The 15,123-nt window shown below is 48.5% G+C and carries 14 protein-coding genes; 8 read left to right on the top strand and 6 right to left on the bottom strand.

Translation table 11 applies throughout. The annotated features are described in order from the left end of the window. The first annotated feature begins 65 nt into the window (after positions 1-65). Positions 66-257: a hypothetical protein gene (locus AACR41_RS12695; RefSeq protein WP_030006439.1), complete on the top strand. Its 192-nt coding sequence runs from the start codon at positions 66-68 to the stop codon at positions 255-257. Here the strand turns inward: AACR41_RS12695 and AACR41_RS12690 are convergent. Then, positions 232-2,748 (bottom strand): DNA gyrase/topoisomerase IV subunit A, encoded by a 2,517-nt coding sequence (locus AACR41_RS12690; protein WP_030006438.1) that lies wholly within the window; start codon positions 2,746-2,748, stop codon positions 232-234. The genes AACR41_RS12695 and AACR41_RS12690 overlap by 26 nt on opposite strands. A 319-nt stretch (positions 2,749-3,067) precedes the next feature. Between AACR41_RS12690 and AACR41_RS12685 the strand changes: the two genes are divergently transcribed. Further along, a complete protein-coding gene (locus AACR41_RS12685; protein ID WP_012307547.1) occupies positions 3,068-3,463 on the top strand; it encodes a response regulator in 396 nt (131 codons plus the stop codon). A 61-nt stretch (positions 3,464-3,524) separates the two neighbouring features. Here the strand turns inward: AACR41_RS12685 and crtB are convergent, their stop codons facing one another. From crtB to AACR41_RS12665, 4 genes are all read right to left on the bottom strand, one after another. Further along, positions 3,525-4,466 (bottom strand): 15-cis-phytoene synthase CrtB, encoded by a 942-nt coding sequence (crtB, locus tag AACR41_RS12680; protein ID WP_012307546.1) that lies wholly within the window; start codon positions 4,464-4,466, stop codon positions 3,525-3,527. Between the two features lie 136 nt (positions 4,467-4,602). Then, entirely contained in the window at positions 4,603-6,018 is a 1,416-nt protein-coding gene (gene pds / locus AACR41_RS12675; protein WP_030006437.1) for a 15-cis-phytoene desaturase, read from the bottom strand. 168 nt (positions 6,019-6,186) lie between these two features. Next, the gene (locus AACR41_RS12670; RefSeq protein ID WP_012307544.1) at positions 6,187-7,059 is read right to left on the bottom strand and encodes a universal stress protein; all 873 of its coding nucleotides are present in this window, start codon (positions 7,057-7,059) and stop codon (positions 6,187-6,189) included. Positions 7,060-7,308: 249 nt separating this feature from the next. Then, positions 7,309-7,488: an NblA/ycf18 family protein gene (locus AACR41_RS12665; protein WP_030006436.1), complete on the bottom strand. Its 180-nt coding sequence runs from the start codon at positions 7,486-7,488 to the stop codon at positions 7,309-7,311. Between the two features lie 258 nt (positions 7,489-7,746). On the opposite strand from AACR41_RS12665, the gene AACR41_RS12660 reads away from it, so the two are divergent. From AACR41_RS12660 to AACR41_RS12635, 6 genes are all read left to right on the top strand, one after another. Continuing rightward, on the top strand, positions 7,747-8,607 hold the full coding sequence (locus tag AACR41_RS12660) for a DUF72 domain-containing protein (RefSeq protein WP_030006435.1): 861 nt from the start codon (positions 7,747-7,749) through the stop codon (positions 8,605-8,607). A gap of 465 nt (positions 8,608-9,072) precedes the next feature. Continuing rightward, positions 9,073-9,558: an allophycocyanin subunit alpha gene (locus AACR41_RS12655; RefSeq protein WP_012307540.1), complete on the top strand. Its 486-nt coding sequence runs from the start codon at positions 9,073-9,075 to the stop codon at positions 9,556-9,558. 83 nt (positions 9,559-9,641) lie between these two features. Beyond that, a complete protein-coding gene (gene apcB, locus AACR41_RS12650) occupies positions 9,642-10,127 on the top strand; it encodes an allophycocyanin subunit beta (RefSeq protein WP_012307539.1) in 486 nt (161 codons plus the stop codon). Between the two features lie 225 nt (positions 10,128-10,352). Beyond that, positions 10,353-10,556, top strand: a complete 204-nt coding sequence (locus AACR41_RS12645) for a phycobilisome linker polypeptide (protein WP_012307538.1) — start codon at positions 10,353-10,355, stop codon at positions 10,554-10,556. Positions 10,557-10,752: 196 nt separating this feature from the next. Further along, positions 10,753-12,987, top strand: coding sequence for a PBP1A family penicillin-binding protein (locus tag AACR41_RS12640; RefSeq protein WP_030006434.1), 2,235 nt, complete (start codon positions 10,753-10,755; stop codon positions 12,985-12,987). 121 nt (positions 12,988-13,108) lie between these two features. Then, positions 13,109-14,089 carry a DnaJ C-terminal domain-containing protein gene (locus AACR41_RS12635; RefSeq protein WP_030006433.1) on the top strand — a complete coding sequence of 327 codons (981 nt, stop codon included), beginning with the start codon at positions 13,109-13,111 and terminating at the stop codon, positions 14,087-14,089. Here the strand turns inward: AACR41_RS12635 and AACR41_RS12630 are convergent, their stop codons facing one another. Continuing rightward, entirely contained in the window at positions 14,090-14,869 is a 780-nt protein-coding gene (locus tag AACR41_RS12630; RefSeq protein ID WP_012307534.1) for an RNA polymerase sigma factor SigF, read from the bottom strand. Between the last annotated feature and the right edge of the window lie 254 nt (positions 14,870-15,123).

Below are 15,123 nucleotides of genomic sequence, written 5' to 3'. Positions count from 1 at the left end.
GCAGAAAAATCTAGGCCATTTGTGTTATGGTCAAAAAAGAAGTTCAGAAAATTACTATTAATCCGATGCGCATCAAAAGTTGGGAAAGTCCCCGGCGTCGGGGTCGTAACGACAAAGGCAAAGGCGGCGCGGCCCGTCAACGGCAACTAAAAAAACGCAATAAAATGCTCAAAAACAAGCTCAAAGGCAATGACCACGGAGGGGAAATTAATCCCCTCTTTTTTATGGCTTCTACGACCCACTCAGATAACAATTAACGAGGCGATCGCCCCCAGTTAATTTCACCAATTTTTGTCCGGGGCTATCCTTTTCAGCGAGGTTGAATTTACCGAAGGGCAACAGATCAAGGTTTTCTTGGGAATCTTTTACCAACAGGGATTCCTGTTGATCGGGAACGAAAAGTGTAAGGAGCAGATCAGTTTTTGATTCAAAGCGCATCACATGGTTGCCCATGTCACCCCGTTTACCGAGCCGTAAGCTGCTGGCGGCTAATTTTTTGCCGTAGCCTTCCTCGGAGATTAAGTAAAGTTCGTTGTGCCGTTGGCAGGGAACGCAGGCGACAATTTGCTCATTAAAGCGGAGGCGCAGGGCTTGGTTCCCTTGGGAAGTTCTGCCCATGACAGGGATTTCGTGATCGTTCACGGGCAAATGCAAGACCCGCCCACTGCTGACGGCGATCGCCACCTGTTCACCCCCCTTCACGAAACAGGCGAATTTGAGGGTGTCCTTGTCCTTGAGCTTGATCAAACTTAAACCGCGACTGGTGAAACTTTCGAGTTCGATCGCCGGGAGACGTTTAATCCGTCCTTGGGCTGTAAGTAAAAGTAAATCGTACTCTGCTAAATTATCGGGCAATAAAAACTGGGTAATCGGCTGATGATTATCCCGTAGGGCATGATCCGGTAATAAATCGATTAATTGGGGCTTATCCCGCTGTTCTTGGTAGGGTAAATCGGCGATCGCCACCGGAAAAGCTTTCCCTTGGTCGGTGCAGACGATTAAATTTTCCTGCGTGCCAATCTGCACCTTAAAAATGGTCGGTTCCTCATCCAATAGCCCCGCATCATCATTGCCCCAATACACCCCCCCCGACGCGGCGATCGCTACATGGGAAGTCTCCGTTAGTTGCGGCAGGAGGGCAAGCACGGGTTCCTCCTTTTTACGGGATTGGCGTTTTTTCTTCGGGGTCGCTGCGGGGGTGTCTGGCTCCGCCTCGACTGTGACAGGTTCCGGTTCAGGGGATGGCACATCCGGTAAACGGGTGCGACGCGGGTCGGCAAATTTCCGTTTTAAACTGCGTAACTCCCGCTTTAGTGCCTTGAGTAATTCGTGGCGATCGCTCAACAACTTATTTAACTTGGCAATCTCCGTTGCCAGTTCCGTTGACTCCTGTTCCAGTTTTTGCCGTTCCAAGCCCGTTAACCGCCGCATCGGCATCGCCAAGATCGCATCCGACTGACTCTCACTAAACCCCAATGCCGCCTGAAACTGCTGTTTTGCCGTCGTGCCATCCGCCGCATTCCGCAAAATCTCGATCACCGCATCCAAATTATTCAGCGCGAGTAATAACCCCTCCACCGAATGTTGCCGCGTTTCCTTCTGCTCTAACTCATACCGATATTGCCGAGTGACCGTTTCTTCCCGAAATTCAAGAAATTCCTGCAAAATCGCCTTTAACGACAACTGGCGCGGCTGATTATTCACCAAAGACAGCAAAATCGCCCCAAAATTGGACTGCAACGCCGTTTTCTTATAAAGCAGCTTCAAAACCTTCTCCGGCTCCGCATCCCGCTTCAGTTCAATCACCACCCGCATCCCTTGGCGATCGCTCTCATCCCGAATATCCGAAATCCCCGAAATCTTGCCATCATTCACCAGATCCGCGATCTTTTCAATCCACGCCGCCTTATTCACCTGATAGGGCAGTTCCGTCACCACCAGCGCATTTACATCCCGCTTCCGTTTCCGCCCCACCTGCAGCACTTCCAAATGGACAATGCCCCGCATCGGAATAATGCCCCGTCCCGTCCGGTAGGCGTCGCGCACCCCAGCGAGATCAACGATTTCTCCCCCTGTCGGAAAATCCGGCGCAGGAATAACTGCCCATAACTTCTCATCCTCAATTTCTGGATCATCAATCAAAGCGATCAACCCATCCACCACTTCCCCCAAATTGTGCGGCGGCATATTCGTTGCCATCCCCACCGCAATCCCCGAAGAACCATTCAACAGCAAGATCGGCAACTGTACCGGCAGCACCACTGGCTCCTGCTGCGACCCATCAAAATTATCTGTAAAATCAACAATATCCTCACTAATCTGTGCCAACATCGCCTCAAAACTCACGGGCGATAACCGCGTTTCCGTATACCGCATCGCCGCCGGCGGATCATTATCAATCGAACCAAAATTTCCATGTCCCGCCAACAACGGATAGCGCGTCGAGAAATCCTGCACCAACCGCACCAAGGCATCATAAACGGACTGATCGCCGTGGGGATGATACTTCCCCAACACATCCCCCACCACCCGCGCACATTTGCGGTAAGGACGATCCGGACTTAAACCCAACTCATACATCGCATACAAAATCCGCCGATGCACTGGTTTCAGACCATCCCGCACATCTGGCAATGCCCGTCCGACGATCACACTCATCGCATATTCCATATAGGACTGTTCCATTTCCACATGGAGCGCTGTCGGGATAATGTGACCGGACTGGAGCAGATCGAGTTGTTGTGCCATGAATTTATGCTGATTGGACAATAATGGGGAACGCTGTTTTCAAGGAATATACTGTTGATTCTTAAATCTTTACAAGCGTTTGCATCTTTTTCACCATAAAGGCATAGGGCTCTCTGTCGCAAAAAACATTGTTATGGATTCGCTTTGCTTTGGGTAGAAATAAGTTACGCGATGTCTTTAATTCAAGGGGGTAATAATCGAGGTGACAGAGATGATATATTGTGCTTCTGCTCAATGGCCCGCAAGACCCCAGTGATTACGCCATAGTGAATCCCAGAATTGATTGTTTGCAGTTGTCCCTAATCTCAAGAAAGTAGTTATGGCCACGATATTGATAGTTGAAGATGATCCGATTAATGTGCGTGTTTTCAGCACAATTTTGCAGAAACGGGGCCAGTTCGATGTGCTCTGCTCTGAGAATGTCGGGGAAATTATGGCCTTAACGTCAGCGGGAAAGGTTGATCTGGTGATGATGGATGTTTCCCTAACGGCCAGTCTCTATGAAGGGGAGTCAGTGGATGGAATTCGGATTACCCAAATGCTCAAAGCAGATCCCCAGACGAAGGAAATTCCAGTGATTTTAGTGACAGCCCACGCGATGCAAGGCGATCGCGAAACCTTCCTGAGCAAGAGTGGGGCTGAAGGGTATATTTCTAAGCCAGTGGTTGATTATGATGATTTTCTGCAGCAGATTCATCGCCTAATCGGAGAGTAACCAATAAAACTTGGCGATCGCCTTTTTCTTGCTTCAGGGAAAATCCGTTGGCGTTAATGGTTTACAACACTTGCGATCGCAGTAGGGCGACGGGTAGATAAACCATTTTCTTGGCCGTCGGCACATAGGCGCGGCGGTTAAAGACATCGTAGTCATTTTTCTCGATGATATCGAGGATCCCTTGGTACAACATCAAGGCAGACCACACCGGCCAGCGGGCATCGGGATGGAGCGACCGAATTCCCCGCTCGGCAATTTGGTAGTAATGGCGGGCCCGCTTAATTTGAAATTTCATTAGCGATCGCCACCGCTCATCGATGACCCCTGCAAACAAGTCCTTTTCGGAATAGTTAAATAACGCTAAATCTTCTAGGGGCAGGTAAATGCGACCACGGCCCCGGTCTTCCCCCACATCCCGGAGAATGTTTGTTAGTTGATTCGCAATCCCCAGGGCGATCGCCTCTTCCGTCGGCATCTGAGACTGGCTTTGACGATTCCAGGGGGCCGTATTCGTGCGATTTTCTAAACCCATGACCGCCCCGGACATCAGGCCCACAGTCCCAGCGACTCGATAGCAATAGAGCTCCAAGTCCTCAAATGTTTCATAGCGACTGCGGTACAAATCCATGCGCTGCCCAGCAATCATGTCCCGAAAGGGTTGGATATCAAGGGGAAAGCGATTCAAGCTATCCACCAAGGCCACATCTGGATCGGCAACCGGTTGCCCCGCAAATACAGATTCGAGATCCCGCTCCCATTGATCGAGGGTTTCTGGGGTAGTATTAACCGCTTCTGGCCCATCAACCAGTTCATCGGTGCGACGACACCAGACATAAATGGCCCAAATTGCCTCGCGTTTTTCCTTGGGCATGAGGAGGGTGCCTAGGTAAAACGTCTTAGAATACATCGCCGTAACAGTACGACAATATTCGTAGGCCTCTTCACGGGAGATGAAGGACGAGGCAGTGGGTGGGGAAGGTTGAAGTCTAGACAATTGCAGCATGCGTTGCGGGCGAAGTGTCTGGGGAGTCGTTTCCGGGCCTCCCCGTGGGCAAAAAAAGCCATAATGATTGTCGCATTGTACGAGTCAAATGGGAAATTAATCTTAATTTTGTCAAGAAGTCTCCCACAGACTGATTTTATGCGGCAACGGAAACAGTGGTGGCCTGGTCAGCAAGGGTGGTTTCAGCCGCTTTCGCAACAGCTTGGGCGGTGAGTTTCCCGGAGAGGACGGCCCCTTCCATACTGGCGAGATAGCGCTGCATTGTGTAGTCCCCAGTGAGGAAGAAGTTGGAGATGGGTGTCTCCTGGGAGGGACGGTGATCTTGGCGACCGGGGGTTGACTTGTAAACGGAGCGGGGAGTTTTCACCACATGGTACTTCAAAAGTTTGGCTTGATTATCACCCGTAAAGTCATCGGGGAAGAGTTGTTGCAATTCTTCCATGGTGGCGGCGATGATCTCCTCATCGGACTTGCTAATCCAGTCCTTTGCGGGGGCTAAGACCAGCTCTAACATGGATTTGTCGCTGTAGTAGCCACGGCAAGTGTTGCTCATGTCCGCATACACGCTTAATAAAGGCGATCGCGAGAAGAGGAGATGATCCACATCGGTTAATTTGCGATCAAACCACATATGCAGGTTGATTACCGGGACGCCTTCGAGGCCATCCAGTTTCTGGAAAAAGGACATTTCTTTCCAAGGCTTGGGCAACATTACCTTGAGGGGATCGACGGGCATCGCTGACACATAGGCATCGGCGGTGAAAAATTCGTCTTCGGCCCCGTTTAGACCACGCAGCAGGAAGCCTTTTACAGAGCCATCTTCGTTGAGTTGAATTTCTTTGAGGGGACGGTTGAGATGGACTTCGCCGCCTCGTTCAGTGATGTAGTCCACGATGGGTTGACAGAGGCGTTCGGTGGGAGAGCCATCGAGGAAGGCCATTTTTGAGCCGTTCTTTTCTTGGAGGAAGCGGTTCAGGGCGGTGAGCAGAATGGTGGCAGAAATTTCATCGGGGTTGATGAAGTTCAAGGCCTTGGACATGGCGATGAAGACTTCTTTTTCGACCCGCTCAGGGATTCCCTGTTTCTTCATCCATTCAGACCAGGAATATTTGTCCATGTCTTCGACATATTTTTGGCCCTGTACCATCGCCGGGATTAAGCCGATGCCAAATTTGATCTTTTCTTCCCAGGTGAGCATGTCGTTATTGCGGAGGATGGCAAACACACCGTTGATGGGAGCGGGCAGATCGGGGAAGTCAAACCGGGAATAGGTACCAGGAGCGTCGGGTTGATTGAAGATCATCGTATGTTCTTTCCACTGCAGACGATCTTCGATGTTGAGTTCTTTAAAGAGCTGGAGCATATTGGGATAGGCTCCGAAAAAGATGTGTAGACCAGTTTCATACCAGTCACCATCTTCGTCTTGCCATGCGGCGACTTTGCCACCGAGAACGTCTCTTCTTTCGAGGACAATAGGAGTATGTCCTGCATCAACAAGGTATTTCGCACAGGATAATCCTGCTAATCCGGCTCCGGCGATCGCAACTCGCATGGTGAAGGGCTTCCTACTCTAACGAACGACAACTAAAAATTAGATGTTGTTCATTATACTTTGCAATTCGTTACATTTGAGTTTTTCTCCAGAAATCCCTTGATTTTCCACAAAATCCACGGTCTAAATTGCGGCAAGGGCGATCGCCTTTATTTGATGCCGGATTACCTACATCGGGAAAAATAGGGTCGGGAACCAACTGCGGTGTAACAAATCGCTCGCATAGCTGTGTACCGTGAGTTCAAGGAGTTGATTGCGGGGTTTGCTGGCGATGGCGATCGCACTAATATCTTCTTTGACGGCAATGTCGAGGGTTTCACTGAGGGGATTGCCAATTTTAACGGCGGTTTTGACCGTCAGTCCCAAGGCTTCTAGCTCCCCTTTAACCTTCGCGAGTTTTTCCTCGGCCTCTTTTTGGAGATATTCAATCTGAATGCGCTGAATACCAGAATTATCAAGGACGGACAACAAAAAACAATTGGCGATCGCCCCTTGGGGCGCATTTTTCGCAAAAGTCTTCACCTGTTCAATTAAATATTTCGCCTCATCACTGCCATTGTAAGGAAGCAGCAGATATCGCCACAGATGGCGGCAACGCAGCGCCAACTCCTCACAAGTATAGGTAGAGACAATCTGGGGCCGGAGGATCATGATCGGCTTTTTCAGAGACTTGATCAGACCCAGGCTCGTACTGCCAAACATTTTTTCTTGGATTAAGTTTTTGATGGGGGTGCCCACCAAAATGACATCACATTGATATTGCTCAAGGACTTGGGGAATATTATCGAGGGCATTCCCAGAAACAATTTCTACTTTGACATCTGCACCAGCCGGCACCTGGGTGAGGGCCTTGGAAAGATGGGCTTGGGCAGCGGCAACTTTTTCTTTGTCAATGCGGGGGATATTGCCTTCTGTCCAGAGGGGCACACTATGGAAAAAAACAATCCGGGATAGTCCTCCCTGTACCAGATTTGCGATGCAGCCAGTGAGTCGATCTAAGCCATCGGAAAAATCTGTACAGACTAAGGCGCTATGAAACATGGCAATATCGCTAAAAATTGTGGGCTAAGAATCAAAATTTTCTTTACGGTAGCACTTCTCCCTGAAGAAGTTGAACTGCAAGTCAATAAATCGTTTGGAATTTTTTCCCTACCCCCACATCCCTAGCGTGATGCTGTTGTGATCAGGCTTGAGAAGGAGGCCAGTGAAAAATATTCACGTTCACCAGTGGATGCTCTTAGTCGGAATAAACTTGACTATTAGTGCTATTTCCAGCATTTGGACTATTCCCTAGAGTCCCCATTGGTGTTTGATCACTTCTTTGTACATATTCTCCCGTGAGAGCATTTGCTCATAAAGTTTCACGAGGTGCTCTAGGGCTTGCTCACGGTTCATCTGTTGCACTTGGCTTTCGAAGGAACGGAGACTGAATTGTTGTTCTAATGAGAGTTCGTTATTTGTTGGAAACATAGTTATCTCCTGAACAGTTTTGACAATTAATACTGGGCTGAATTTCTACTGATGCAGAAATACCCGGCCAACTATTACATATTGTAAACAATTATTGACAACTGTGTGATTGCGTCAATTCGTTTTTAGCGATTCTTCCCCCAAGAAGTTGCTCAAAGTGAACAAAGCAATGAGTAAAAATACTTGTTTGTCTGGATTTCTAGATAAAATCAGTAAAAATCAGGGACAGCCAAACTAGCAGTAGGGAGAAATGTCTTCGTGGTACAGGAATTTCGTTTGGGGTGTGCAGTCTGGGCCTACCGGGGTTGGTTAGGGGATTTTTACCCAAGGGGCAGTGCTGCGAAGGATTTTTTGAGGCTCTATGGCGATCGCCTCCATGCCGTAGAAGGAAATACGACGTTTTATGCGGTGCCATCCGCCGAAACTGTGACACGCTGGCGGGAACAAACACCCCCTGAATTCCGCTTTTGCTTGAAATTTCCCCAGACCGTGACCCACCAAGGCCCGTTAATGGCTCAATTAGACCAGGCAAAGGCGTTTATCGACCGGGTTGCACCTTTAGGCGATCGCCTAGGCTGTATCTTTGCCCAGCTTCCCCCTTACTATTCCCCGAATTACTACGACGATCTACAGGCATTTCTACTCGCTCTAGCAGATTCTCCCGTCACCCTAGGCGTAGAAGTACGCCACCTCGACTGGTTTCAAGCGCCCCACCGCGATCGCCTTGACATCCTGCTCGCTCACCACAGTGTGAGTAAAGTTCTATTAGATACCCGCCCCATTTACAATTGCCCCGATAACCCCCAGGCCCATTCCCAACGCCCCAAACCAGAAGTGCCGCTGATCCCAACAGTAACGAACCAGAAAGCCATTGTCCGTTTTATCAGCCATCCCAAACGTTCCTTAAATCAGCCCTACTTCGAGCAATGGTGCCAGCAGATTCAGCAATGGTATGCCGCTGGCCACTCCATCTATTTCTTCATGCACTGTCCCATCGAAGATCACTCCCCCGGCCATGCCCGTTATTTCCAAGAACGACTACAACAGGCCCAGATTCCAGTGCCGTCCCTCCCCTGGCAAGAGCTCACCCCCGAACCAGAACAACTCAGTCTTTTCTAAAAACCATTGGCTTTCGGCATCTAACCCCCAATCCTGGCATTTCCATGCGTGTCAAAGTCTATTCCATGACAAAATTCGAGGTCTATTTTTCAGTAAACCTGCCAGCACCTGAGAAAAATACCAGCTCTAGTCCCTCAGGACAGCACTCAACCCAAGATCCCCCTTAGCCCCTGTAGATGTTAAAAACTGTTACGAAACAACAAGGAGAGGTGACACAGTAACGCAAAATATTTGCGGATGGCTGTAGGAAAACCTAGGACAGTGTCGGCTTATTTCTCTGATGAAACATTTAGGTAGTAATCCGGACGCTTAGGGGCTTCACACACCCACAATGTTGGTTTTAATTTGAGCAATATAAAGCAAATTAAAGAAAGCCACCATTCATTTGATAAAAAACCAGTTTAAACCTAAAATCTGGTAATTATTTACTTTATTTAGTCTCATATCTAGAGGAGGAATCCATAGATGAGTATTGTCACGAAATCCATCGTGAATGCCGACGCTGAAGCTCGTTACCTCAGCCCCGGTGAACTCGATCGCATCAAAGCTTTTGTTACTTCTGGTGAAAGCCGTCTTCGGATCGCTGAAACCCTGACTGGCTCCCGTGAGCGCATCATCAAATCTGCTGGTGATGCCCTCTTCCAGAAGCGCCCCGACGTTGTTTCTCCCGGCGGTAACGCTTACGGCGAAGAAATGACTGCAACTTGCCTCCGTGACATGGACTACTATCTCCGTCTAATCACCTACGGTGTCGTTGCTGGTGATGTAACTCCCATCGAAGAAATCGGTCTTGTTGGCGTTCGCGAAATGTACAAGTCCTTGGGCACTCCCGTTGATGCGGTTGCTCAGGCCGTTCGTGAAATGAAAGCTGTTGCGACTGGCATGATGTCTGGCGACGATGCAGCTGAAGCTGGTGCTTACTTTGACTATGTCATCGGAGCAATGGAGTAATCATAAAATTTGATTACTTTCTCCATAGTGGTTTTTACCCTCTGGAACTTCGTTAAGACCTACTAAGATAAGGAATTATAACAATGCAAGACGCAATTACTTCTGTAATCAACTCTGCTGACGTCCAAGGTAAGTACCTTGATGGCAGTGCAATGGATAAGCTCAAGGCTTATTTCACAACTGGTGCTCTCCGTGTCCGTGCTGCTAGCACCATCAGTGCTAACGCTGCAGCAATTGTAAAGGAAGCTGTTGCTAAGTCTCTCCTTTACTCCGATGTAACTCGTCCTGGTGGCAACATGTACACCACTCGTCGTTACGCTGCTTGTATTCGTGACCTCGACTACTACCTCCGCTATGCAACCTATGCAATGCTTGCTGGCGATCCTTCCATCCTCGATGAGCGTGTGCTCAACGGTTTGAAAGAAACCTACAACTCCCTCGGTGTACCCGTTGGTTCTACTGTCCAAGCAATCCAAGCAATGAAAGAAGTCACTGCTGGTCTTGTCGGTGCTGACGCTGGTCGTGAAATGGGTGTTTACTTCGACTACATCTGCTCTGGCTTAAGCTAATGCTTCGCATCTGTCGGATGCAAATGGTGTAGTAACCCAATTGAGTTCGGAGGTATGCGCTCACTGTCTAGCTCTTTATAAGCTTTTACTAGGTTTATCTGGGTACAAGTTTTGGGGATCTAGAATCTGGGTTGCGACTTCCGAACTTTGCTATATCAGCCTTGATAATAAAACTCTTTCAGATAAACGACTGGGTTCAAAAACTTTTAAGGAGATCATTAAGCTATGCGGATGTTTAAAATTACGGCCTGTGTACCAAGCCAAAGCCGAATTCGGACACAGCGTGAATTACAAAATACATACTTCACCAAGCTAGTTCCCTACGACAATTGGTTCCGTGAGCAACAACGCATCATGAAGATGGGCGGCAAGATTGTTAAGGTGCAACTGGCAACTGGTAAGCCCGGCACCAATACTGGTTTGACCTAAATACAAATCGTCAAGTGTCTATCTGTTTTTGGGTTTGACTTGGGGAGGTCGATTAACGGCCTCTTATTTTTTTGGCAAAATCTGGGGTCATTGGCAAAAATTTGGTTCACGAATGGGTAACGAAGTCTAAATTTCACGCCAAAATTGACTACCCTAGATCTTGTATTTTCAGTGTCTCTTTGTGGTGGTACTCGCGATGACCCAACAAAATCCCCAACCTCCAAAAACACAATTGGGACAGATGGTCACCCAAGCCTTCAACACGATGGTTCACTTTGGGCAGCATACCCTCAAGCCTGGTGCTCGCGTACCTGAGCTACACATTGAAGGCCAGACACAACCTTTTCCGTTGATTGGCGATCGCCACACAGGAGGCCGGAGTTCGAGCCAAGACATCACCATCCGCAACGAAACGGTGAGTGCCCAACATTTTTCACTTAGTAAAGATCCCGAAAATCCGCGCCATTACCTTATCCATGACGAACGCTCTTCTAATGGTATTTATGTCAATCGGCGTAAAGTTAAACATTTTCCCCTCCGCCATGGCGACGTGATTCATCTTGCGCCCCCCGAATTAGCCCAGGCCGCTTGTTTGACCTACCGTTATGAAATGCCAGTCTGGGTCAAAATTATTCGGTATAGTCTGTTAAGCGGTGGTGGTTTCGTCGGTTTCTTGACCCTATTCTTGCTATGGCAATGGACAAAATATCCTTTAAATCCTCTCCCCTCCGGCGTTACAGGCCCCGTCGTGATTTTTTCCCGGGACGGAGAGACCGCAATTAATCCTGTCACCACCGATAGCCATCGGGAACTGCAGCGGCTCAAGGATTTTTCACCTTACCTAAAAAACGGGGTAATGGCTTCTGAGGATGCCCGTTTTTATTGGCACCCAGGCATTGATCCCATTGGGATTGCGCGGGCGATCAGGGTGGCCCTTTTACGGGGAAGCGCGACCCAAGGGGCAAGTACAATTACGCAACAGGTGGCCCGGAGTCTATTTCCAGAGGTGGGGCGAGAAAAAAGTGCCAGCCGTAAATTGCGGGAAATAATTGTCGCCTTGAAGATGGAAACTTTCTTCAGTAAAGATGAAATTTTGCTGCTGTATTTAAACAAGGTTTACCTGGGGGTGGGCCAATCGGGTTTTGAGGATGCGGCTCAGTTTTATTTTGACAAGTCAGCCCGAGACCTCGATTTGCTGGAATCTGCGACTTTGATCGCCATGTTGCCCGCCCCAAATGCCTTTAATCCCATTGTTGATCCGGATAAATCCCGCGAACAGCGCAATCTTGTGATTGACCGGATGCACAAGTTGGGGATGATCACCGATCAAGAACAACGTCAGGCAAAGTTAACCCCCATCGAAGAGCGTTTAAGTGAAGAAGCCCGCCGTTCGCTATCGAACAATGCTGCTCCTTACTTTTATGGCTATGTACAGCAGGAGTTGACGGAATTACTGGGGGAAGATGCCCTGAAAATGGGGAATCTCTACATCGAAACGGGGCTGGATATCACGATGCAACAGAAAGCGGCCTCGGCTCTCAAGGCCTCCATTGAGCAGGATGGCACCCAGGTCGGATTTTCCCAAGGGGCGATCGCCACCCTCGATAGCGACACGGGTGAAATTCTCGCCATGGTTGGCGGCAAAGATTATGCCGAAAGCCAATTTAATCGCGCCGTCCAGGCGAAACGACAACCGGGTTCAACTTTTAAGGTGTTTGGCTATGGTGCTGCCCTTGAACAGGGCATTTCCCCCTACACTGCCTTTTCCTGTGCGCCTCTCAATTGGCAAGGACAACAATACCGTGGTTGTGAGCGCACCAGCACCGCCAGTACCGATATGTTTCGCGGCATGGCCCAATCGGAAAATGCGATCGCCCTGCGCATTGCCCAGACAGTGGGGTTAGATGGCGTCATTAACTTTGCCCAACAATTAGGCGTAGACTCACAACTGAGACCCTCCCCTGGTTTGATTTTGGGAGAAAGTGAAGTCTCTGTTTTAGAAATGGCAGGGGCCTATGCGACCTTTGCCAACGACGGTACCTGGAATAAACCCCACGCCATCCGTCGGATTTTTGACAGCAGCGACTGCACCGGTGAAACCATTGATAGCTGTCATTTACTCTACGATTTCAGTAACCGCGCCGATCTCCACCGAGAACAGGTCATTTCCCGCGATACCGCCCGCACCATGACCAGTATGCTCCAGGGGGTGATTCAAGGGGGCACAGGCACCGCCGCCCGTCTGGGCCTTGATGAAGCCGGCAAAACAGGGACAACGAACAGTAATGTTGACCTGTGGTTTGTTGGCTATGTCCCCTCCCAAGATTTAGTAACGGCCATTTGGTTGGGAAACGACGATAATAGTCCAACCCGGGGCGGGAGCTCATACGCGGCTAAACTGTGGGGCGCTTATATGCGTGAAGCCTTTTAAAACCGCTTCCAATACGGAAATCTAACAACGCACCATCGGGAAAACCAAACCATTCTTGGCAGAGCAATTTGCTATTCTATGGTGTAGTGAATCATGACCCCCGCAAGGAGGCTTAATTTCGATGGCAGCAACGGATTTTAAAGATTACTATTCCATCCTTGGGGTCAGTAAAAGTGCCTCTGCCGATGAAATTAAGAAAAAGTTTCGCAAGCTCGCTCTCCAATACCATCCTGATCGCAATCCAGGCAATGATGCCGCTGAAGCGAAGTTTAAGGAAATTAGTGAAGCATACGAAGTTCTTTCTGATCCAGAAAAACGACAAAAATATGATCAGTTTGGCCAATACTGGCAACAGGCTGCTCGCGGGGGCAGTAGTCCCTATGGTGGTGCTGGCGTAAACGTCGATTTTGAGAACTTTAGTAACTTCGACTTTGGTAATTTTGGCAGCTTTGACGAGTTTATTAATGATTTACTCGGACGAGCCGCAGCGGGTGCTGGGCCAAGAAGTACCGGGAATCCCTACAGTGATTTTGGTTTCAATACAGCAGCGAGTGGTACAACCCAAGGCGCCGATCGAGAAGCAAATATTCAACTGACATTGTCCGAAGCCTTTCGCGGTGTTGAAAAACGGTTGAGCCTAGGCACAGAGACAATTACAGTCAAAATCCCAGCAGGAGTAACCAACGGCAATAAAATCCGTGTCAAGGGCAAAGGTTCTCCCAGTGCCATGGGCGGCCAGAGGGGTGATCTGTATTTAATTGTTCAGCTCCAGGCCCATCACTTTTTCCACTTTGAAGGGGATAACTTAATCTGTACTTTACCCATTACCCCCGATGAGGCTGTGCTAGGGGCATCTGTCGCCGTCCCAACGCCGGATGGTATGGTGACGATGAAAATTCCCCCAGGGATTAAATCAGGACAATCACTGCGACTCCGAGGTAAGGGCTGGCCCAAACCGAAGGGAACCCGCACGGATCAACTCGTCAAAATAGAAATTGCTGTCCCTGCTGCACCCACCGAAGCGGAAAAAGAGTGTTATGAGAAGCTCCGGGCGCTTAATTCTTTTAAACCCCGCGATCGCCTCCAAAATGTAAGCCTCTAACTAATCACCACCGAGGATTTTCTTAAGGGAATTAATCCCTTTTTTAATCCGCCGTGACACGGTAATAACACTCACTCCTAGTAGGTCAGCGGCCTCTTTTTGGGTAAGGTCATGGAGAAAAACAAATTCCAATACCTTGCGGGTATGTTCTTCGAGTTGAGCAAGGCCCTGTTGAATGCGAATTTGATCTTCAATGGCCAGTTGAAAGCTTTTGTAACCCGGATCCGGAACCAGATCTCCTAAAGAAGTATTTTCCCCTTGGTCAGCTTTTACAGAAACATCAAGACTGACGGGATCACGGTTTTGATAAGCCAGATTAATGGATTGCCATTCAGTTACAGAAATGTTGAGGTGTTCAGCAATTTCGATGGCAGAGGGTTGTCGATTATGTTCTTGGCGAAAAGTGTGGATAAAGCGGTTAGACTGTTGCCGTAATTGCAACATTCGGCGGGGAATACGGACAGTAGAGCTTTTATCTCGCAGGTAATGTTGAATTTCACCACGGATATAGGGATTCGCAAAGGAACTGAAAGCATTGCCCCGCTCTAGGGTGAATCGCTCAATGGCCCGGAGTAAACCCAAGCTCCCCACCTGCATGAGATCATCAAAATTTTCGCTACATTGTCTCGACCAATGGTGGGCTTCTTTGCGAACCAAGCCAATATTTAAACTTACAATCTGATTACGAATTTTGACATCTTGGGACTGCCGATATTCCTGTAACAGTTCCAGGGTTTTTGACTTAATATTGTCACTAACTTTTGTCGTCGTAGGTTCCATTATTTTTCGGCCAGATTAATGGTCAAGCGATTACTGAGAAATGGATTGGAGCAAACTAAAAAAGATACGCTATTTTTCTGATGAAAAACTTCAAAATTAATGCGAGACTAAGGGAGGGTTTTGGGAAAGATAAATTTAGATACCCCTAACATCCATCAGTTGTACTGTTCGTGATCATAATATTGGCATAGGTAGATTCGAAATAGTATTGATTTTTATCAAAATTCACTACTTTTTACAGAATCTTCAACAAA

Origin of the sequence: Picosynechococcus sp. NKBG042902, from assembly GCF_963864045.1 — a bacterium.
In the GTDB taxonomy this organism is placed as follows: Bacteria; Cyanobacteriota; Cyanobacteriia; order Cyanobacteriales; family MRBY01; genus MRBY01.
Note: the sequence above shows the minus strand (reverse complement) of the source record. Positions and strands in the feature narration are given on the sequence as shown.